The organism is Paracoccus sp. (in: a-proteobacteria), from assembly GCF_030538695.1.
Taxonomy (GTDB): Bacteria; Pseudomonadota; Alphaproteobacteria; order Rhodobacterales; family Rhodobacteraceae; genus Paracoccus.
The window spans coordinates 13,818-33,963 of sequence record NZ_JAUNTN010000027.1; the positions used below are offsets into that span (position 1 = coordinate 13,818).

Annotated in this window: 16 protein-coding genes and 1 pseudogene; 16 read left to right on the forward strand and 1 reads right to left on the reverse strand. The window is 62.1% G+C overall.

Annotation, left to right across the window (positions count from 1 at the left end):
- Positions 1-380 precede the first annotated feature (380 nt).
- From Q4G24_RS16655 to Q4G24_RS14315, 11 genes and pseudogenes are all read left to right on the forward strand, one after another.
- A pseudogene (locus Q4G24_RS16655) lies at positions 381-647 on the forward strand (SAVED domain-containing protein); the annotation flags it as partial.
- Positions 648-1,110: 463 nt separating this feature from the next.
- Positions 1,111-1,998, forward strand: coding sequence for a glutamine amidotransferase family protein (locus Q4G24_RS14270; protein ID WP_303367211.1), 888 nt, complete (start codon positions 1,111-1,113; stop codon positions 1,996-1,998).
- A 1-nt stretch (position 1,999) separates the two neighbouring features.
- A complete protein-coding gene (locus Q4G24_RS14275; RefSeq protein ID WP_303367212.1) occupies positions 2,000-2,683 on the forward strand; it encodes a GXGXG domain-containing protein in 684 nt (227 codons plus the stop codon).
- A 10-nt stretch (positions 2,684-2,693) separates the two neighbouring features.
- Positions 2,694-4,019 (forward strand): FMN-binding glutamate synthase family protein, encoded by a 1,326-nt coding sequence (locus Q4G24_RS14280; protein WP_303367213.1) that lies wholly within the window; start codon positions 2,694-2,696, stop codon positions 4,017-4,019.
- A 68-nt stretch (positions 4,020-4,087) separates the two neighbouring features.
- Complete coding sequence (gene glnT / locus Q4G24_RS14285) at positions 4,088-5,392, forward strand: type III glutamate--ammonia ligase (protein ID WP_303367214.1); 1,305 nt, start codon at positions 4,088-4,090, stop codon at positions 5,390-5,392.
- A gap of 237 nt (positions 5,393-5,629) precedes the next feature.
- Positions 5,630-6,973: an NAD(P)-binding domain-containing protein gene (locus Q4G24_RS14290; RefSeq protein WP_303367215.1), complete on the forward strand. Its 1,344-nt coding sequence runs from the start codon at positions 5,630-5,632 to the stop codon at positions 6,971-6,973.
- Between the two features lie 18 nt (positions 6,974-6,991).
- Positions 6,992-9,337, forward strand: a complete 2,346-nt coding sequence (locus Q4G24_RS14295; RefSeq protein WP_303367216.1) for a DUF1989 domain-containing protein — start codon at positions 6,992-6,994, stop codon at positions 9,335-9,337.
- Between the two features lie 24 nt (positions 9,338-9,361).
- Positions 9,362-10,498, forward strand: a complete 1,137-nt coding sequence (locus tag Q4G24_RS14300; protein ID WP_303367217.1) for an aminomethyltransferase family protein — start codon at positions 9,362-9,364, stop codon at positions 10,496-10,498.
- 57 nt (positions 10,499-10,555) lie between these two features.
- Positions 10,556-11,140: a dimethylamine monooxygenase subunit DmmA family protein gene (locus Q4G24_RS14305; protein ID WP_303367218.1), complete on the forward strand. Its 585-nt coding sequence runs from the start codon at positions 10,556-10,558 to the stop codon at positions 11,138-11,140.
- Complete coding sequence (locus Q4G24_RS14310) at positions 11,137-12,060, forward strand: PDR/VanB family oxidoreductase (RefSeq protein ID WP_303367219.1); 924 nt, start codon at positions 11,137-11,139, stop codon at positions 12,058-12,060. Before Q4G24_RS14305 ends, Q4G24_RS14310 begins: the two co-directional genes overlap by 4 nt.
- Before the next feature lie 9 nt (positions 12,061-12,069).
- Positions 12,070-13,110: a DUF3445 domain-containing protein gene (locus Q4G24_RS14315; protein ID WP_303367220.1), complete on the forward strand. Its 1,041-nt coding sequence runs from the start codon at positions 12,070-12,072 to the stop codon at positions 13,108-13,110.
- Positions 13,111-13,112: 2 nt separating this feature from the next.
- Here the strand turns inward: Q4G24_RS14315 and Q4G24_RS14320 are convergent, their stop codons facing one another.
- Positions 13,113-14,111: a GlxA family transcriptional regulator gene (locus tag Q4G24_RS14320; protein WP_303367221.1), complete on the reverse strand. Its 999-nt coding sequence runs from the start codon at positions 14,109-14,111 to the stop codon at positions 13,113-13,115.
- A gap of 144 nt (positions 14,112-14,255) precedes the next feature.
- Between Q4G24_RS14320 and Q4G24_RS14325 the strand changes: the two genes are divergently transcribed.
- From Q4G24_RS14325 to folD, 5 genes are read left to right on the forward strand one after another with little or no spacing between them, the layout of a single operon-like run.
- Complete coding sequence (locus tag Q4G24_RS14325) at positions 14,256-15,506, forward strand: sarcosine oxidase subunit beta family protein (RefSeq protein ID WP_303367222.1); 1,251 nt, start codon at positions 14,256-14,258, stop codon at positions 15,504-15,506.
- Positions 15,507-15,513: 7 nt separating this feature from the next.
- Positions 15,514-15,786 carry a sarcosine oxidase subunit delta gene (locus tag Q4G24_RS14330; RefSeq protein ID WP_303367223.1) on the forward strand — a complete coding sequence of 91 codons (273 nt, stop codon included), beginning with the start codon at positions 15,514-15,516 and terminating at the stop codon, positions 15,784-15,786.
- Positions 15,783-18,695 (forward strand): sarcosine oxidase subunit alpha family protein, encoded by a 2,913-nt coding sequence (locus tag Q4G24_RS14335; RefSeq protein WP_303367224.1) that lies wholly within the window; start codon positions 15,783-15,785, stop codon positions 18,693-18,695. Before Q4G24_RS14330 ends, Q4G24_RS14335 begins: the two co-directional genes overlap by 4 nt.
- Entirely contained in the window at positions 18,688-19,245 is a 558-nt protein-coding gene (locus tag Q4G24_RS14340) for a sarcosine oxidase subunit gamma (protein ID WP_303367225.1), read from the forward strand. Before Q4G24_RS14335 ends, Q4G24_RS14340 begins: the two co-directional genes overlap by 8 nt.
- A complete protein-coding gene (gene folD, locus Q4G24_RS14345; RefSeq protein WP_303367226.1) occupies positions 19,242-20,129 on the forward strand; it encodes a bifunctional methylenetetrahydrofolate dehydrogenase/methenyltetrahydrofolate cyclohydrolase FolD in 888 nt (295 codons plus the stop codon). The genes Q4G24_RS14340 and folD overlap by 4 nt, the downstream gene beginning before the upstream one ends.
- The last annotated feature ends 17 nt before the right edge of the window (positions 20,130-20,146 follow it).

Here is a 20,146-nt window from a genome sequence, read left to right on the forward strand (position 1 = left end):
CGAGATCCTAATCGTGTACGAAAGGCCCGGCCTTTCTACGCCCCCTTTGCCGATGTGACGGCAGCAAGCGATGCCGAACTGCGAAAACAGCTCATGGATACTACGGCGATCCTCTTGGGGCCTTCGTTGCCGGGTCGGCCGAAGTCAGCGAGGGCAATCTGCCGGATCGCGACGCGGCCGTCACACCGTTCAGAATAGAACCCGATCGAGTCCATCCCTCCCTTGATGCGTCATCCAGATGGGTCGGGGAAGCGTTTGAGGCGTTGAGCGCGCTGGCCCGGCGCTCCATCGGCGCACCGCTTGGACGCACCATCCTGCACTAGACGATCAAGGACACTTTAGGACGTCCACTTCCGCTGCCGCAGAGCTTCCCGCTGCACATCCGGTCCGATCGCAATGAAGCGAACGAGCGGAGCCTTGAGATAGACGCCAGTGCATTTTCCGGGCGGGACGGGACCTTCCCGTCGAGAATGGAGTGGGCCGAAAATCTTCTCGCGCCGCTGGATCGCACGGCTCGATGGCTGCGCAGCCAGACCGTATACCACATCGCTCTCAGCGGTTCCTATCGGTTGACGGCGGTCCTGGCTCTCGGATTCTCGTTCCGCGCAGCGATCGGCTTCGAGTTGGATATCCCGACGCGAGACGGTGTCTGGGCTACCGATGACTGGCCTTCGCCTGAGATGCGGCAGCCTTGGCGGATTTCTGACCCATTCGCGCAGGGTCTGGGGAATACAGCCGATCTTAGGGGCAATGGCCGCGATCGCACCCGCCTGCGTTTCGTAGGAGCCTTGCGGTGCTGCGGGAGCACGAAGCAGGTGCGATGCCAGCTTCGACGAAGCTCTGACGACATTCTTCTATCCTTCGGTGTCAAATCCTCACGCGACTGGGTGCGGAATCTTGCCGCAACCGGGTGCCGGAAAGCGCAAGGGCATGTACGATCCCAATATGCACAAATTTTGGCCAGAAACGGGCCGCGCAAGAAGATTTTGCCTCAAGATCGAGCATTTGTCGCGAAAGGACAGCTCTTTGCCCCTCAAATTAAATTCCACTTGAAGAAATTAATATTCCTATTAAGAAAAGAGCATACCTTATCTTCTTACGGAGACCTAAATGTGTGGGATTGTTGGATTGTTCCTCAAGAATGAGAAACTGCACCCCAGGCTGGGGGACATGCTGACCGATATGCTGATTACCATGACCGATCGCGGTCCCGACAGCGCGGGGATTGCGATTTATGGTGATGACGGCGCAGGGCTGAAGATGACCATCCAATCCGATACTCCCGAGGAAACCTTTTCCGGGCTGGATAAGGTGCTGTCGGCGGCACTGGGCGGCGATGTAGCGATGCGTGTCGTCGATACCCATGCCGTGCTGCACCTGCCCGAAGACAGCGAAACCGAGGTCCGCGCTTTTCTAGCCGAAAAGGGCATCCGGGTTATGGGCGCGGGGCATGCGATGGAGATCTATAAAGAGGTCGGCCTGCCCAAGGATGTCGCCGCGCGCTTTCATCTGCGCGAGATGGGCGGCAGCCATGGCATCGGCCATACTCGCATGGCCACCGAAAGCGCCGTTACCACGCTTGGCGCGCATCCGTTTTCGACCGGCGACGATCAGTGTCTGGTGCATAATGGTTCGCTGTCGAATCACAACCAGATGCGCCGGGTGCTGAGTGAAAAGGGTTTTGCCCCGCAGACCCAGAACGATACCGAGGTGGCGGCCTGCTATATCTCATCCCGTCTGGCCGAGGGCGCCAATCTGGGCGCCGCGCTGGAAGGCACTTTGGACGATCTGGATGGTTTCTTTACCTTTGTCGTTGGCACGAAGAACGGCTTTGGCGTCGTCCGCGACCCCATCGCCTGCAAGCCCGCCGTGATGGCCGAAACCGACGATTACGTCGCCTTTGGCAGCGAATATCGCGCGCTGGTCAACCTGCCGGGGATCGAATCTGCCCGCGTCTGGGAACCCGAACCCGCCACCGTCTATTTCTGGGAACGTTAAGATGCAGATTATCGACATGGCCACGACCGAACTGCGCGAACTGAACAGCCAGTTGCAGGCGCAGGCCGAAAACACCAATCAAACCGAATGGGTGATCGAAAATCCGCGCGGCGCGCATGCGCTGGCGGTCGGGCTGGATGCACCGATTACCGTCACCGTCAAAGGTTCGACCGGTTATTACTGCGCTGGAATGAACCAGCAGGCGACCGTGCATGTGACCGGCTCAGCCGGGCCGGGCGTGGCCGAAAACATGATGTCGGGCACAGTCGTGATCGAGGGCGACGCCAGCCAATATGCGGGCGCGACCGGACAGGGGGGGCTTTTGGTCATCAAGGGCAATGCCTCCAGCCGCTGCGGAATTTCGATGAAGGGCATCGACATCGTGGTGCATGGCAATATCGGCCACATGTCGGCCTTTATGGCACAGTCGGGCAATCTGGTCGTGCTGGGTGATGCGGGCGATGCGCTGGGCGACAGTCTTTATGAGGCGCGACTGTTCGTGCGCGGCTCGGTCAAATCGCTTGGCGCTGATTGCATCGAAAAAGAGATGCGGGCTGAACATCTTGAGGCCCTGCGCGCGTTGCTGGATCGCGCCGGTGCTGATGCCAAACCCGAAGAATTCAAACGCTATGGCTCGGCCCGGAAGCTTTACAACTTCCACGTCGATCACGCCGGCGAATATTGAGGATTACGCGATGGAAAAGACCCCTCACACCACGCCGCGCGACAGTTGGACCTTCAGCGCCGAGGCCAATTCAGAAATCCGCCGCGCCGCTGCGACCGGGATTTACGACATCCGGGGCGGCGGTGCGAAACGCCGTGTGCCGCATTTCGATGATCTGCTGTTTCTGGGCGCCTCGATCAGCCGCTATCCGCTGGAAGGGTATCGCGAGAAATGCGACACTTCGGTCACGCTTGGCACCCGTTTTGCGAAAAAGCCGATCGAGCTGAAAATCCCCGTGACCATCGCCGGCATGTCCTTTGGCGCCCTGTCCGGCCCCGCGAAAGAGGCGTTGGGCCGGGGCGCGACTATGGCGGGGACCTCGACCACTACCGGCGACGGGGGCATGACCGACGAGGAACGCGGCCATTCCGAAAAGCTTGTCTATCAGTATCTGCCCAGCCGTTACGGCATGAATCCGAACGATCTGCGTCGCGCCGATGCGATTGAAATTGTTGTTGGGCAGGGCGCTAAACCGGGCGGTGGCGGGATGCTGCTGGGGCAAAAGATCACCGAGCGGGTAGCGCAGATGCGTAACTTGCCGGTCGGAATCGACCAGCGTTCGGCCTGTCGCCATCCCGACTGGACCGGGCCTGACGATCTGGAAATCAAGATCCTTGAAATCCGCGAAATCACCGGATGGGAAAAGCCGATCTATGTCAAGATCGGCGGTGCGCGGCCCTATTACGACACTGCGCTGGCGGTCAAGGCTGGGGCCGATGTCGTCGTGCTGGACGGGATGCAGGGAGGAACAGCCGCGACGCAGGATGTGTTCATCGAGCATGTCGGCCAGCCGACGCTTGCCTGCATCCGCCCGGCGGTCAAGGCGTTGCAGGATCTGGGTATGCACCGCAAGGTGCAACTGGTTGTGTCGGGCGGCATCCGCAACGGTGCCGATGTGGCCAAGGCGCTGGCGCTTGGCGCGGATGCTGTTGCCATCGGCACGGCGGCGCTGATCGCCTTGGGCGAGAATGACCCGAAATGGGGCGCCGAATATGCCGCGCTTGGCACTACGGCCGAGGCTTATGACGACTGGCACGAGGGGCGCGATCCGGCGGGCATCACCACCCAGGACCCAGAGCTGATGAAGCGCCTTGATCCAGTCGAAGCCGGCCGGCGGCTGCGCAACTATCTGTCGGTACTGACGCTGGAATGTCAGACCATCGCGCGCGCCTGCGGCAAAAGCCATGTCCATAATCTGGAACCCGAGGATCTGTGCGCCCTGACCATCGAGGCCGCCGCCATGGCCGGCGTGCCGCTGGCCGGAACAAGCTGGGTTCCGGGCCAGAACGGTTTTTGAACGAATGGCTAGAGGGCGGGACAAGGTATTCCGCCCCGGCATTTCATTCTCACGACGGGGAAATACGAATGACCGATCTTTCCGAATATGCCCGCGAAAACGGCGTTAAATATTTCATGGTAACCTATACCGATCTTTTCGGCGGACAGCGCGCTAAACTGGTGCCCGCGCAGGCGATTTCCGATATGCAGCAGGATGGCGCAGGTTTTGCTGGTTTTGCGACCTGGCTCGATCTGACGCCCGCGCATCCCGATATGCTGGCGATCCCCGATCCGGCCTCGGTTATTCAATTGCCGTGGAAAAAGGATGTCGCCTGGCTGGCCTCGAATTGCGTGATGAGCGGGAATGGCGTTCTGGAACAGGCACCGCGCAATGTGCTGACCCGGCTGGTGGGCGAGGCCGCCGAAATGGGGTTGGAGGTAAAAACCGGGGTTGAGCCAGAGTTTTTTCTTTTGAGTCCTGAAGGTTGCGAGATTTCGGATGCCTCTGATACTGCTGTCAAGCCTTGTTACGACCAGCAGGCGATCATGCGTCGCTATGACGTGATTGCGGAAATTTGCGACTATATGCTCGAGCTGGGGTGGGAGCCTTATCAGAACGATCACGAGGATGCCAATGGCCAGTTTGAAATGAACTGGAAATATGACACGGCCTTGGGCACGGCGGATAAGCATTCCTTTTTCAAATTCATGGTGCGTTCGGTCGCGGAGAAACATGGGCTGCGGGCAACATTCATGCCCAAACCGATCATGGGTTTGACGGGAAACGGCTGCCACGCGCATATCTCGGTCTGGACAAAGGATGGCCGCAATGCCTTTGCCGATGACAGCAAGGAATTGTCGCTGTCGGATGACGGGCGGCATTTTCTGGGCGGGATTATGAAACACGCCTCGGCCTTGGCTGCAATTACCAATCCGACTGTCAACAGCTATAAACGCATTAATGCTCCGCGCACGGTTTCGGGGGCAACATGGGCGCCCAATTCGGTCACTTGGACGGGAAACAACCGTACTCATATGGTGCGTGTCCCCGGCCCCGGCCGGTTCGAATTGCGCTTGCCAGATGGCGCGGTAAACCCCTATCTGTTGCAGGCGATCATCATTGCGGCGGGGCTGTCGGGGATGCGATCCAAGGCCGATCCCGGCCCGCGTCAGGATATCGACATGTATGCCGAAGGCCATTTGGTGACCGATGCGCCGAAGTTGCCGCTGAACCTGTTGGACGCGCTCCGCGCCTATGAGCAGGATAGCGAATTGACCGAGGCGATGGGTCCAGAATTTTCGGTCGCCTATGTCAAGATGAAGCAACGTGAATGGAATGCTTATTGCGCCCATCTATCCCAGTGGGAGCGAGATAACACATTGGATATATGAGATTTTTGCTAGACCCGCCCCTGTGCCGCCGCAGTTTTGCGGCGGCGTTTTTCATCGTGCCTTGGGGTGAAATGCCCTCGGCCGGGTCTGTGCCTAATCCTTGGGCGTAAGTCATGGAAGCGGCATAAATTTAATTCCCTTGAGGAAAAAATATTGACCCACACGACGAATCATCGTTCCATGATCTTATAAGAACAGCGCCCAAAGGGCCGCCTTAGAACAACAGGGAGCTTCAAGATGACGCAACGCGTCGCCGTGATCGGTGCTGGGCCTTCTGGTCTTGCCCAACTTCGTGCCTTTCAGTCAGCCACCCGCAAAGGCGCTGCAATTCCCGAGGTCGTATGTTTTGAAAAGCAGTCGAATTGGGGCGGGCTGTGGAATTACACATGGCGCACCGGTACCGATGAATATGGTGAGCCGGTTCACGGCTCGATGTATCGTTATCTGTGGACGAACGGACCAAAGGAAGGGTTGGAGTTTGCCGATTATTCGTTCGAGGAACATTTCGGAAAGCAAATCGCTTCTTACCCGCCGCGCGCAGTGATGTTCGACTATATCGAGGGTCGGGTGAAAAAGGCCGGGGTGCGGGGCTGGATTCGTTTTGACAGCGTAGTGCGTTGGGTGGAATATGACAAGGAATGTCAGGACTTTACGATCACCATCCACGACATGAAAAGCGATCGTGTTTATAAAGAGCGGTTTGACTATGTCATCGTTGCGTCCGGGCATTTTTCCAGTCCCAATGTCCCGGAATACCCTGGTTTCGACCAATTTTATGGCCGCATCGTTCATGCCCATGATTTTCGCGATGCCCGCGAATTTTCGGGGCAGGATGTTTTGGTTCTTGGGGCCTCTTATTCGGCCGAGGACATTGGGTCGCAATGCTGGAAATACGGCGCAAAAACGGTGACCTCTTGCTATCGCAGTGTGCCGATGGGGTTCAAATGGCCCGAGAATTGGGAGGAAAAGCAGGGGCTGGTCAAGGTCGAGGGCAAGACTGCCTATTTTCAGGACGGAACGTCGAAACATGTCGATGCGATTATTCTTTGCACCGGTTACCGTCATTATTTTCCATTCCTGCCCGATGATCTGCGCTTGAAAACCGCCAACCGGCTGGCGACGGCTGATCTGTATAAGGGTGTTGCCTATGTTTACAACCCCAGAATGTTCTATTTGGGGATGCAGGATCAATGGTTTACCTTCAATATGTTCGATGCGCAGGCATGGTACGTGCGCGATATTATTCTGGGCCGTATCACGCTGCCCGAGGATAAGCAGGTTATGCTGGCCGATGTAGCCGAGCGCGAGGCGCGCGAAGAGGCAGGCGATGATGCGAAATATGCGATCCGTTATCAGGGTGATTACGTCAAGGAGTTGATTTCCGAGACTGATTACCCGGAATTTGATGTCGATGGCGCCTGCGAAGCGTTCTTTGAATGGAAAAAACACAAGGCACAGGACATCATGGCCTTTCGTAATAAAAGCTATCGCTCGGTCATCACCGGCACGATGGCCCCGGCCCATCATACGCCGTGGCGGGATGCGCTGGACGACAGCATGGCGACCTATTTGCAGAACTGACCGCATAAGGCCCGCAGCATGACCCAGATCACCTATCCGCGCCTGTTCCGCCCCGGCCCTCCGCGCCCCAGCCGTGCCCGTCAGACGAGTTTTTCAGGCGCGCCCGAGCGTCACACCGTTCAGGGCGGCGGGGCCTTGCTGGTGGCATTGGCGGCGGGCGACCGGCTGAGCCTGACCAATACCGAGGGTGGTCAACGCGCCGAGATCGTGACCGCCGATCTGTCGGGCCGCGCTGCACCGTTGCTGGGCACCGCGACGGATGAGCCGCATGGCCTGCGTCGGGCGCTGTCGGGGGACGATGACAGCCTGCGCCGGCTGGCGCGTGGGATTGCCGCGCGTGGAATTGATCTGTCCGGGCGCTGCGCGCTGAGCCTGTTCGGGGCGGATAGCCCGGCGGGCGACAGTGCGGATTTCACTGCCAGCGCGGCGGGCTGGCTGATCCTTTGTGCGCCCGCTGCCCCGATGGACCCAGGCTCGGGCGACACGGCCAGCCCGCTGACCCTGCTGATCGAGCGCGCCGATCCCGCGCGACGGACCGGCTTTGAGTTACCCGATCCGCTGGCCGATCCGCTGCTGGATCTGCGGGTCAAATCGGCCACCGCCGAAAGCTATCTGGTCCGCGCCGGTGAGTATATCCAGATCATCGACGTGGACGGGCGCCAATGCACCGATTTCCAATGTTTCGACGCGCGCAAGCTGGATCGAGGCGTCCAGAACCCGCTGGATGTCACCACGACCCGCACCCTTTTGGGCCACAGCTATGCCATGCCGGGGCTGTATGCCAAATATTTCGATCAGGACGCGACGGCCTTGGTCGAGGTAGTGCAGGACACTTGCGGGCGCCATGATGCCTTTGCGATGGCCTGTGCGGCGAAATATTACGACGATATCGGCTATCCCGGCCATGCGAATTGTTCCGATAATTTCAATGCCGCGCTGGCGCATTACGGGGTCGATCCGCGCCGGGGCTGGATGGCAGCGAATTTCTTTTACAACACATGGATCGACGCGCATGGCGTGCTGATGAGCGATGAGCCATGGTCGCGCCCTGGCGATTATGTGCTGATGCGGGCGCTGACCGATATCGTCTGCGTCTCATCGGCCTGCCCCGACGACACCAGCCCCGCGAATGGCTGGTATCTGAGTGATATTCACATCCGCAGCTATGCCGCCGCCGAGCGGTTTTCCCGCGCCGTCGCATGGCGCCCCATGCCCGATTCGGACCCTGTGATGACCAGAGAGACCACCTTTCACGACCAGTTCGCCGCTCTGACCCGCGATTTTGTGGACTATAAGGGCTTTTGGTTGCCCAACACTTTCCCCGGCTCCAGCCCGGTCGAGGAATACCGCGCCTGCCGCGAGGGCGTGGCCTTTATGGACCTGTCCGCGCTGCGGAAATTCGAGGTCACCGGTCCCGATGCCGAGGCGTTGCTGCAATGGGTGCTGACGCGCGATGTCAAGAAACTGGGCGACGGGCAGGTGGTTTATAGCGCGATGTGTTATCCCCATGGCGGGATGATCGATGATGGCACGCTGTTCCGTCTGGGACCTCAGCGGTTCCGTTGGATTGGCGGATCAGATTATGGCGGCGAATGGATGCGTGAACAGGCCGCCGCGCTTGGGCTGAACGTGATGGTCCGCGGTTCCACCGATCAGTTGCACAATCTGGCGGTGCAGGGACCGGCCAGCCGCAATCTGATGGACGAAGTCATCTGGACCGCGCCGCATCAGACGGCGATTGCCGAACTGGGTTGGTTCCGCTTTACCGTGGGCCGGATCGGCGGTCCCGAAGGCGCGCCGGTGGTCGTGTCGCGCACTGGCTATACCGGCGAATTGGGTTACGAGATATTCTGTCACCCCAAGGACGGGGCCGAGGTGTTCGCGGCGGTGCAGGGCGCTGGTGCGCGCCCGATGGGCCTTGCCGCGCTGGATTTGCTGCGGATCGAGGCGGGGCTGATCTTTGCCGATTACGAATTCACCGATCAGACCGACCCGTTCGAAGCCGGCATCGGCTTTACCGTGCCGCTGAAATCCAAGCCTGACGATTTCATCGGTCGCGAGGCGCTTATCCGGCGCAAGGAAAACCCGCGCTGCAAGCTGGTCGGCCTGCTTATCGACAGCCGCGAATCGGTGGGTCACGGCGATTGTCTGCATATCGGTCGTGCGCAGGTGGGCGAGGTGACTTCGGCCATGTGGTCGCCCTTGCTGGATGCGCAGATCGCACTGGCGCGCGTTGATATCACCCATGCCGCCGAGGGCACCGAAATTGAGGTCGGCAAGCTCGACGGCCAGCAAAAGCGCCTGCCCGCGCGGATCACCGCATTCCCCCATTACGACCCCAAAAAGGAACGCCCGCGTTCCTGAGCGGGCCATAACAGAGAGGTTAACATGACTGCATCCTGGCGTTTTTCGGCCCTTGGCGATCGGCATCGCGCGCTTGGCTCGGAACTTGAGGATTGGTCGGGCATGGGCACCGCCTGGTCCTATGACGGTGATGCGGATGCCGAATATATGGCGATCCGCACCAAGGCCGGGCTGATGGATGTGTCGGGGCTGAAAAAAGTTCACCTGACCGGCCCTGCCGCCAGCCATGTCATCGACCGCGCGACCACGCGCAACATGGAAAAGCTGATGCCGGGCCGCTCGGTCTATGCGGCGATGCTGAATGATGCGGGAAAATTCGTCGATGACTGCGTGATTTATCGCACCGGGCCGAATGCCTTCATGGTCGTGCATGGCGCGGGCGCGGGGCATGAGCAACTGGCAATGTATGCCTCGGGGCGAGATGTGTCGATACGCTTTGACGACAATCTGCATGATCTGTCGCTGCAAGGGCCGCTGGCGGTCGATTATCTGGAACGCCATGTCCCGGGCATCCGCGAGCTACCCTATTTCGCGCATATGCAGACCTCGCTTTTCGGCAAGCCCGCGATGATTTCGCGCACCGGCTATACGGGGGAACGTGGATATGAGCTGTTCGTGCGCGGACAGGACGCGCCGATGATCTGGGACCGGATTCTGGACGAAGGCGCGGAGATGGGCATCATTCCCTGCCGCTTTACCACGCTGGATCTGCTGCGCACCGAAAGCTATCTGCTGTTCTTCCCCTATGACAATTCGGAAATGTATCCTTTCGACGATCAGCCTGGCGGCGACACGCTATGGGAGTTGGGGCTGAATTTCACCGTCTCGCCCGGCAAGACAGGCTTCCGGGGCGCGGATGAGCATTATCGGCTGAAGGGCAAGGAACGCTTCAGGATTTGGGGGTTGAGGCTGGATGGCGACAAGGTGCCGGGCAATGGCGCGCCGGTTCTGCGCGATGGTCAACAGATCGGCGTGGTCACGCAGGCGATGCGCTCGGCCCTGAATGGCTGGACCGTCGCCATTGCCCGTCTGCCGGTCGATTGCGCCAATGAGGGCACCGCTCTGGTCGTCAACTGCGCCGAACATGGCGAAATCGCGGCCACCACCTCGGCCATGCCTTTTTACGACCCAGAAAAGAAACGCCGCACCGCCAAGGGCTGATCGCCCTTTGGTCGCCGGGGCAGCCCGGCGGCCCGAACCCGCATCAGGACGAATGGAATGAGCAGCCTTCCCCCTTCTTCTGCCTTTGTCAGCCGCCCCAGCTATGCGCGGCTGGAACCGCGCCCCTGTTCGGCGGCACTGATGATCTGCGATGACGCCGGTGCCGGGGCGCTGAGCGATCTGGGCCGCGCCGCGCCCGATCTGATGGCCCGGGCGGCGGTGATCCATGTTACCGCGACCCCCGACGCCGGGCTGCGCAATCTGGCCCGCAGCTATCGGGCCAGTGCTGATCTGGATGCGACGATCGACGCGGCACTGGCCGATGCCCGCATGGGGCTTCAGGTCTTTCTGGCCGGATCGCAGGGGGTGATCGCGCAGGCGCAGGCGCGGCTTTTGGCGCATGGGCTATCCGCCGGGGCGATTCAGGCCGAACATCGCGGCGGGCCCGCCCGGCGGATGCAATGCGTCCATTGCAAGACGATTGCCGAGGACGTGACGATCGATCCCTATACCTGCCCCGGCTGTGGGCGGTCGTTGTTCGTGCGCGATCATTTCTCGCGCCGGATCGGGGCCTATCAGGGCGTCTGCGTCGATGCCGAAACGCCCGGCGTCATCCCGGAAGCGGTGGAGATCTGCCTATGAGCCTCGATCTGGTCGTTACCGCGCGGCAGGCTCTTACCTCGCGCATCACCCGTTTCCGGTTCGAACACCCCGATGGTGCGCCCCTACCACTGTTTTCGGGCGGTGCGCATGTCATGGTCGAAATGCCCGATGGCGATACGCTGCGCCGTAATGCCTATTCGCTGATCTCGGACCCGTTCGACAGCTCGGGCTATGAAATCGCCGTCCAGCGCGAGGATCAGGGGCGCGGCGGATCGCGTTTCATGCACGAACAGGTCCAGCCCGGTACCCGGCTGCGGATCGGCGCGCCGGTCAATCTTTTCGCGCTGAATCTGAGTGCGCGTAAACATCTGATGATCGCGGGTGGGGTCGGCATTACCCCCTTTCTGGCGCAGGTGCCGGAACTGGCGCGGATGGGGGCGGATTACGAACTGCACTATGCCACCCGCCACCGCGCCGAGGCCGTTACCGTGCCGCCAGGCACGCATCTGCATGTCAGCGACGAAGGCTCGCGCATGGTGCTGGGCGATATTCTGTCGGCGCAGCCGATAGGGACGCATCTTTACGTCTGCGGCTCGGGTGGCATGATCGACACCGTGCTGAACACAGCCCGCGCGATGGGCTGGCCCGAGGACGCGCTGCATTCCGAGGAATTCCTTGCCCCCGCGTCCGGTGCCCCCTTCGAGGTGTTTTGTGCGGCATCGGCCAAACATATCCGTGTCGGCGCGCATCAGTCATTGCTTGAGGCGATTGAGGCCGTGGGCATCGACGCCCCCTGGCTGTGCCGGGGCGGCGCTTGTGGGCAATGCGAAACCGATGTGATTGCCTGCGACGGCGAGATTGAACATCGCGACCATTGGCTTGGCCCCGAGGATCACGCCCGCAAGATCATGCCCTGCGTGTCCCGCTTTCGCGGCGCGCTGCTGACCATCGACCGATAGGATAGTTCTATGACCATGACCTTTAACAAGGAAACCTTTCGCGGCGATTACAGCTTTTACAACTCGCCCGCCGCGATCCGCCGCTTTCCCTTTCCCTTTGATCGCGACGATTACATGTATTCGGTCAATGTTGAACCGCACAAAGGCGGCCCCAAGGGCAGCATCTATGAGCGCCGTTTCGACGTGGACGAGCATTATGTCGCGGAAATGGAGGATCGCGCCATCACCCTGTCGCGCGATCCGATGCGCTGCCAGTCGCTGCCGCATATGACGCTGGCGGGCTGGGATCTGCTGGAACTGATTATGACCTGCAAATCAGAGGACTATCCTGATCTGTTCCAACTGACGCGCGATGGCGACCGCTGGCGTTGGGTGAATCGGCCCCTGGGCATCGACGACAGTTTCACCTTTCTGGACGATGCCACGCTGCCCTGCGGACCGATGGAATATATCACCCGCCAGACCCAGGGTGATTTTGCCCTTCTGGATCAGCGCGAGGGCAATCTGTGGATGGATGCCGGCATGGTCACCTGTCAGGCGGATTGGAGCCTCGATTTCGATATCGGCATGAATTTCTTTGAATGGCACGCCCCGGTGCCGCGTGCGGCGGAAATGGGGGTGTTTCAACGCGCGCTGAAATTCCTGTTGAATGTGCAGCAGGACACCCCGGCGCGGCGGCTGAACTGGACGATGACGGTCAATCCGCGTCTGGATACCAGCCCCGAAACCTATCCTGAATGGGGCCCGGAAAAGCGTAGCCTGACGCCCGAAAACATCGGCGCGAAACAGTTTCTGCGGGTCGAGCTGCAATCCTTCTGGCGGCTGCCGCGCTCGAACGCGCTGGCCTTCCCGATCCGCTGCTATCTGATTTCCTTGCAGGATCTGGTGACGGTGCCGAAATGGGGCCGTCGCCTGCATCGCGTGATCCGCGACCTGCCCGACGATCTGGCGACCTATAAGGGGTTTATCGACAATCGCCCGCTGATTGTCGATTATCTGGCGCGGTTTGACGACGGGGCACCGACCTCGCCGGGGATCTGGCCCGATTAGGCTCAGTTTAGCCCGAACGGGTCAAAAGGTGCGCTTGCCCTGATGCTGGCGATCCGGCGGCACTCGGCCGGGGTCCGTCCGAACATCGCCCGATAGGCGCGGCTGAAATGGGCCGCGTCGGCAAAGCCGGTAATCAGCGCGACATCCACCATCGGCAGGCGGGTCTGGCGGATCAGCTCATCGGCCTTTTTCAGCCGCATCTCGCGGTAGAACTGCATTAGCGGGCGCTCCAGATGTTCGACGAACAGCCGCTGCAACTGGCGTGCGCTTAACCCCACCTGCGCGGCGATCTGATCGGCGGCCAGCGGCTCGGCCAGATGGCTGAACATCAGCCCGATTGCCTTGGCCAGAACTGGGTGGTCGCTGCCGCCTTGGCCAAGGTCCTGCTGGGGGGTCTCGGCGGGGCGTGGGCGGGGGTGGATGAACCATTCAGCGACCGAACGGGCAAAGCCCGCGCCATGATCGCGCGCGATCACCGCACAGATCATGTCCAGCGCCGCCACCCCGCCCGCGCAGCTGTAACGGTCGCGGTCGATCACATACAGCGCGCGGTCGATCAGCAGATCGGGCATTTCCGCGCTCAGCGCGTCGATATGCGCCCAATGCAGCGTAAAGCGCCGCCCCCCCATCAGGCCGTAACGCGCCAGAATCGCCGCCCCGCCCGAGATCCCGCCCAGTCCGATCCCGCGGCGGTCGAGCGAGCGCAGCCCCCGGATCAGCGCCGGGTCGTCATATTCCATCGGATCGCCGCCCGCGACGACAAATACCAGATCCAGCGTCCCGGTCGCCGCCCCGCCATGGGTCTCGATCAGGGGCAGGGTCGGGAATCCCCCGCCCGAGGTCGAGGCGGCAAAGCCCCCGCCGACCGAATAGAAAGCCGCGCGATACAGATCGGCCCCGGCAAGGTGATTGGCTGCGCGCAGCGGTTCGACCGCTGCGGTGATCGACATCAGCGAATAGCCTTGGGTCAGGATGAAACCGATGCGCAGCGGTTTGGACATGGAGCTTCCTGTCGGGGATAATTATTTCCTGAAAATAATATGCAATGTCTTAAATATGCAAGCCAATGTCCGATATGGGCAAGAATTTGTAGTGATCGACGCTATTCTGACCAAAGACAGATCAGAATCAAAGGCGGGGAATCCGTGCGCTATTCAGGCTTGAGAGTCATCCGCGAGGCCCTGACCGGGCATAAGGGCTGGGGGCCTTTGTGGCGCAACCCCGATCCGCAGCCGACCTATGATTATATCATTATCGGCGGCGGGGGGCATGGGCTGGCGACCGCCTATTATCTGGCGACTAGGTTCAAACAGGCCCGCATCGCGTTGCTAGAGCGCGGTTGGTTGGGGCAGGGCAATATCGGGCGGAACACGACGATCATCCGTTCCAACTATCTACTGCCGGGCAATCAGCCGTTCTATGAATTCTCGATGAAGCTGTGGGAAGGGCTGGAGCAGGAATTCAACTTTAACGCCATGGTCAGCCAGCGCGGCATTTTGAACCTGATCCATACCGACGGCCAGCGCGATGCCTATCGCCGGCGGGGCAATGCGATGCTGCTGGCGGGGGCGGATGCTGAATTGCTGGACCGCGAACAGGTGCGGGCTATGTATCCTTGGCTGAATTTCGACAATGCGCGCTTTCCGATCAAGGGTGGGCTGTTGCAGCGCCGCGCAGGCACCGCGCGCCATGATGGCGTCGCCTGGGGCTATGCCCGCGGTGCCGACCGGGCTGGGGTAGACCTGATCCAGAATTGCGAAGTCACCGGCTTTCGCATCGAAGACGGCCGTGTTCGCGGGCTGGAAACGACACGCGGATTTATCGGCGCGGGCAAGGTCGGCGTTGCCGTCGCGGGCATGTCGGGCAAGGTCATGGCAATGGCCGGGATGCGCCTGCCGATCGAAAGCCACGTCCTGCAAGCCTTTGTGTCCGAGGGGCTGAAGCCCGCCATCGACGGGGTGATTACCTTTGGCGCCGGGCATTTCTATGTCAGCCAATCGGACAAGGGCGGGCTGGTCTTTGGCGGCGATATCGACGGCTATAACTCTTATGCGCAACGCGGCAACATGGCCGTGGTCGAGGATGTGGCCCAAGGCGGCATGGCCCTGATGCCTGCTATCGGGCGGGCGCGGCTGCTGCGCATCTGGGGCGGCATCATGGATATGTCGATGGATGGCAGCCCGATCATCGACCGCACCCCGGTGCAGGGTCTCTATCTGAACGCGGGCTGGTGCTATGGCGGGTTCAAGGCGACGCCCGCCAGCGGCTATGCCTTTGCGCATCTGCTGGCCACCGACACCCCGCACGAGACCGCGACCGCCTATCGGCTGGACCGTTTCCGGCGCGGTTATCCCGTCGACGAAAAAGGCATGGGCGCGACGCCCAATCTGCACTGAGGCCAACATGCTGATCCCCCACCCCCTTCTTGGCCCGCGCGACGCGTCCGAGTTCACCTATCTGGGCGATGCCTCGCTGATGGCGCGGCCCGACCCCGCCACCCCGGATGCAGAGGCGGCGTTCCACGATTACGTGCATCTGCGCGACAATCCGGCGGGCCTTCATCGCGAGCTGTGGTTTCACGAACAGGGCGACCGAAGCTGGCTGATCGTGACGCGCGACACCGTGACCCATGAAATCACCGGCGCGGAACTGGCGCGTCAGGGGGGGGCGGCATGAGATTGTCAGGTGGATTGATCGACCGTTCGCGCAGCCTTGGGTTCAGCTTTGACGGGCGCAGCTATCAGGGGCATCCGGGGGACACGCTGGCCTCGGCCCTGCTGGCCAATGACGTGCGGCTGATGGGCCGCAGTTTCAAATATCACCGCCCGCGTGGCGTGTTCAGCGCCGGGTCCGAAGAACCGAACGCGCTGGTCGAATTGCACAGCGGTGCGCGGCTGGAACCCAACACCCGCGCCACCGTGGCCGAGCTGTTCGACGGGTTGCAAGCGGCCAGCCAGAACCATATCGGCTCGCTCCGCCATGATCTTTTGGCGGTGAACGATCTGTTTGCGCCCTTCTTTTCGGCGGGGTTTTATTACAAGACCTTCATGTGGCCCAAGGCGTTCTGGGAAAAGCTGTATGAGCCGGCGATCCGCCGCGCCGCTGGTCTGGGCCGCCTGTCGATGCAGGCCGACCCCGACGATTACGATGCGGGCTTCCTGCATTGCGACCTGCTGGTGATCGGTGGCGGCGCGACGGGTTTGGCGGCGGCGCTGACGGCGTCGCGGGCGGGCGCGCAGGTGATCCTTGCCGACGAAGATTTCCGTCTGGGCGGTCGCTTGCTGGCGGAATCCGCGCCGCTGGACCGCCCGGCACCCGAATGGATCGCCGCGCTTGAGGCCGAATTTGCCAGCCTGCCTAACCTGCGCGTAATGCGGCGCACGACCGTCTGGGGTGCCTTTGACCACGGGGTTTATGGTGCGGTCGAGCGTGTGGCCGACCATCTTCCCGTGCCGCAGGGCGTGCGTCAGACGCTGTGGAAAATCACCGCGCGTCGTGCGATTCTGGCCGCCGGGGCGATCGAACGCCATATTCCCTTTGCTGATAACGACCGGCCCGGCATCATGCTGGCCGGCGCCATGCGGGCCTACGCGAACCGTTGGGCGGTCAGCCCGGCGGAGCGGGTGACGATTTTCACCAACAGCGACGATGGCCACCGCACGGCCCGCGATCTGGCCGCCAAGGGCGTCGATATTGCTGCCGTCATCGACAGCCGCACGGATGCGCCCGCTGCCAATTACCGGGTGATCGCGGGCGGCATGATAACGGGCACGCGGGGCCGTCACGGGCTGACAAAGGTGCAGGTCAGCACTGGCGAATGGATCGACTGCGGCGCGCTTGGCGTCGCGGGTGGCTGGAACCCGAACCTGCATCTTGCCTCGCATCATCGCGGACGCCCTGTTTGGGACGAGGCGCTGCAATCTTTCCTGCCCGGCGCGGGCGGTCCGCCCGGCATGACGGTGGCGGGCGCTGCCGCGGGCAAGGGGGCGACCGCCGCAGCGCTGGCATCGGGGGCCGAGGCCGCGCGCGATGCGCTGGCCGATCTGGGGATGGCCGTGCATCTGCCCGAATTGCCCGAGGCCGAGGATATGACCGCGACCCCGGTGCCGCTTTGGCATGTTCCGGGCAAGCGCCGCGCATGGGTCGATTTTCAGAACGATGTCACGGTCAAGGACATCGCGCTGGCCCATCAGGAAAACATGCGCCCGGTCGAGCATCTGAAACGCTGGACCACGCTTGGCATGGCCACCGATCAGGGCAAGACCTCGAACGTCACCGCGCTGGCGGTGATGGCCGAATTGACCGGGCAAAGCATCGCCGGGACAGGCACGACGATCTTTCGCCCGCCCTATACGCCGGTGTCGCTGGCGGTGCTGGGCGGCGGCGATACCGGGCCGGATTTCCGCCCCCGCCGCCTGACGCCCACCCATAGCTGGGCCGAGGCGCAGGGCGCTGTTTTCGTCGAGGTCGGCCAGTGGATGCGCGCGCAATATTTCCCCCGCGCGGGCGAAACCCATTGGCGCGAAACCGTTGACCGCGAGGTTCTGGCCACCCGCGCCGGGGTCGGTATCTGCGACGTGACAACCCTGGGCAAGGTCGATGTGCAGGGCGCGGATGCGGCCGCGTTTCTCAACCGCATCTATTGCAACGCGATGGCCAGTCTGAAACCCGGCATGGTCCGCTATGGCCTGATGCTGCGCGAGGACGGTTTCGCCTATGACGATGGCACCTGCGCCCGGCTGGCCGAGGATCATTTCGTCGTCACCACCACCACCGCGCAGGCCGGGCCGGTCTATCGGCATATGGAGTTCTGCCGTCAGTGCCTGTGGCCGGATCTGGACGTGCAACTGATTTCGACCACCGATGCCTGGGCGCAGCTTTCGGTTGCCGGTCCCAATGCGCGGCGGCTGTTGGAACGTGTCGTGGACGGGTTCGATCTGTCGAACGAAGCGTTTCCCTTTATGGCCTGCGCCGGGCTGACCGTTTGCGGCGGGCTGCGGGCGCGGCTGTTCCGCATTTCGTTTTCGGGCGAGCTGGCCTATGAAATCGCGGTGCCAGCCCGTTTCGGCGCAGCCTTGATGGAGCGGCTGGTGACGATAGGCGCGGATCTGGGCGCAACGCCCTATGGGACCGAGGCCCTTGGGGTGCTGCGCATCGAAAAGGGTCACGCCGCCGGGAACGAGCTGAACGGCCAGACTTCGGCGCAGATGCTCGGGCTTGGCCGCATGGTGTCTACGAAAAAGGACAGCATCGGCGCCGTCATGTCCCGCCGCGAAGGGCTGGCCGCCGAACGCCGCGTTCTGGTCGGGCTGCAAGCCGTGGATGCCGCCGATCCGGTGGTGGCGGGGGCGCATCTGTTCACGGATGGCGCCGCGCAGAACACCGTGACGGATCAGGGCTGGATCAGCTCGGCCTGTCATTCGCCGCATGTCGGCTCGGGGATCGGGCTTGGCTTTCTGGAAAACGGCGCTGATCGGATGGGCGAGATCGTGATCGCCGCCAATCCGCTGCAAAAACAATCCGTGCGGTTGCGCGTCGTGTCGCCGCATTTCATCGACCCGGACGGAGGACGCCTGCGTGACTGATCTGATTGCCGTGACCGCCCTTGGCGCGGCGGTGCCGCGACAGGAAAGCTTTGGCCCGCTGACCATCCGCGAAAACGCGGCGCTGGCGCTGGCATCGTTGGCGCTGCGCCGGGGGGCGGCGGTTCCCGCGCCCTTTGGCTTGACGCTGCCTGGTCCGGGGGGCTTTGCTGCGGCGGGCGATGTCGCCGCATTCTGGACCGGCCCCGATCAGTGGATGATCGAGGGGCAGGACCGCGCCGAAACGGATTTCGCCAGCGCGCTGGCCGCGCAGGCGCCCGGCTGTTCGGTCAGCGAACAGACCGACGGTTTCGCCGCGTTTGACGTGACCGGCCCCGCCGTGTCGATCACTGCGATGATGGAACGGCTGGTCAATCTGGACCCGCTGCGGCTTGGCCCCGGCACGGCCACGCGCACGGGGTTGCATCATCTGAGCGTTTTTGTCGTCCGGCGCACGGCAGAGCATCTGACGATCATGGGGATGCGCTCGGCCGCTGGTTCGGTCTGGCACGCCCTTACCCGCGCTGCTCAACGTCAGGAGACCGCAGCATGAGCGCCGACAGGATCGACGGTAAGACCTTTGCATCGGATGTGTGCGCCCGCGTGGCCCAGGGCGTCCGTGAAGTACAGGCCCACGGCATCACGCCGGGGCTGGCGGTGGTGCTGGTGGGCGAAGACCCCGCCTCGACCGTCTATGTCCGCAACAAGGGCATCCAGACCCGAGAGGCGGGCATGAACTCGTTCGAGCATAAGCTGCCCGAGGATACGAGCCAGGACGCACTGATGGCGCTGATCGACAAGCTGAACGGCGATCCGCAGGTCCACGGTATTCTGGTGCAACTGCCGCTGCCTGCCCATATGGATGCCGAGGCCGTCATCAACGCCATCGACCCGGCCAAGGACGTGGACGGGTTTCATATTCTGAATGTCGGCCTGCTTGCGACCGGGCAAAGCGCGATGGTGCCATGCACCCCCTTGGGCTGCCTGATGCTGCTGCGCGACCGTATGGGCGATCTGTCGGGGCTGAACGCGGTGGTCGTCGGGCGCTCGAACATCGTTGGCAAGCCGATGGCCCAGCTTTTGCTGCGCGAAAGCTGCACCGTCACCATCGCGCACAGCCGCACCCGCGATCTGGCCGCTGTCTGCCGGGGTGCAGATATCCTTGTCGCCGCGGTCGGGCGTCCGCTGATGATCCCCGGCGGTTGGATCAAGCCCGGCGCAACCGTCATCGACGTAGGCATCAACCGCATTCAGGACGGTGAACGGACCCGCCTTGTCGGTGATGTTGATTTTGACAGTGCCGTGCAGGTCGCCGGCGGCATTACTCCGGTTCCCGGCGGCGTCGGCCCAATGACCATCGCCTGCCTGCTGGCCAATACACTGACCGCCTGCTGCCGCGCGCATGGCCTGCCCGAACCACAGGGCCTGACAGCCTGACTCATAAAAACCGACAG

Coding starts and splice junctions, on each gene's coding strand:
- Q4G24_RS14305 (WP_303367218.1), top strand. CDS start 10,556: ATGAGCAGCCTTCCCCCTTCTTCTGCCTTTGTCAGCCGCCCCAGCTAT.
- Q4G24_RS14275 (WP_303367212.1), top strand. CDS start 2,000: ATGCAGATTATCGACATGGCCACGACCGAACTGCGCGAACTGAACAGC.
- Q4G24_RS14280 (WP_303367213.1), top strand. CDS start 2,694: ATGGAAAAGACCCCTCACACCACGCCGCGCGACAGTTGGACCTTCAGC.
- Q4G24_RS14335 (WP_303367224.1), top strand. CDS start 15,783: ATGAGATTGTCAGGTGGATTGATCGACCGTTCGCGCAGCCTTGGGTTC.
- Q4G24_RS14295 (WP_303367216.1), top strand. CDS start 6,992: ATGACCCAGATCACCTATCCGCGCCTGTTCCGCCCCGGCCCTCCGCGC.
- Q4G24_RS14290 (WP_303367215.1), top strand. CDS start 5,630: ATGACGCAACGCGTCGCCGTGATCGGTGCTGGGCCTTCTGGTCTTGCC.
- glnT (WP_303367214.1), top strand. CDS start 4,088: ATGACCGATCTTTCCGAATATGCCCGCGAAAACGGCGTTAAATATTTC.
- Q4G24_RS14330 (WP_303367223.1), top strand. CDS start 15,514: ATGCTGATCCCCCACCCCCTTCTTGGCCCGCGCGACGCGTCCGAGTTC.
- Q4G24_RS14320 (WP_303367221.1), bottom strand. CDS start 14,111: ATGTCCAAACCGCTGCGCATCGGTTTCATCCTGACCCAAGGCTATTCG.
- Q4G24_RS14310 (WP_303367219.1), top strand. CDS start 11,137: ATGAGCCTCGATCTGGTCGTTACCGCGCGGCAGGCTCTTACCTCGCGC.
- Q4G24_RS14315 (WP_303367220.1), top strand. CDS start 12,070: ATGACCATGACCTTTAACAAGGAAACCTTTCGCGGCGATTACAGCTTT.
- Q4G24_RS14300 (WP_303367217.1), top strand. CDS start 9,362: ATGACTGCATCCTGGCGTTTTTCGGCCCTTGGCGATCGGCATCGCGCG.
- folD (WP_303367226.1), top strand. CDS start 19,242: ATGAGCGCCGACAGGATCGACGGTAAGACCTTTGCATCGGATGTGTGC.
- Q4G24_RS14270 (WP_303367211.1), top strand. CDS start 1,111: ATGTGTGGGATTGTTGGATTGTTCCTCAAGAATGAGAAACTGCACCCC.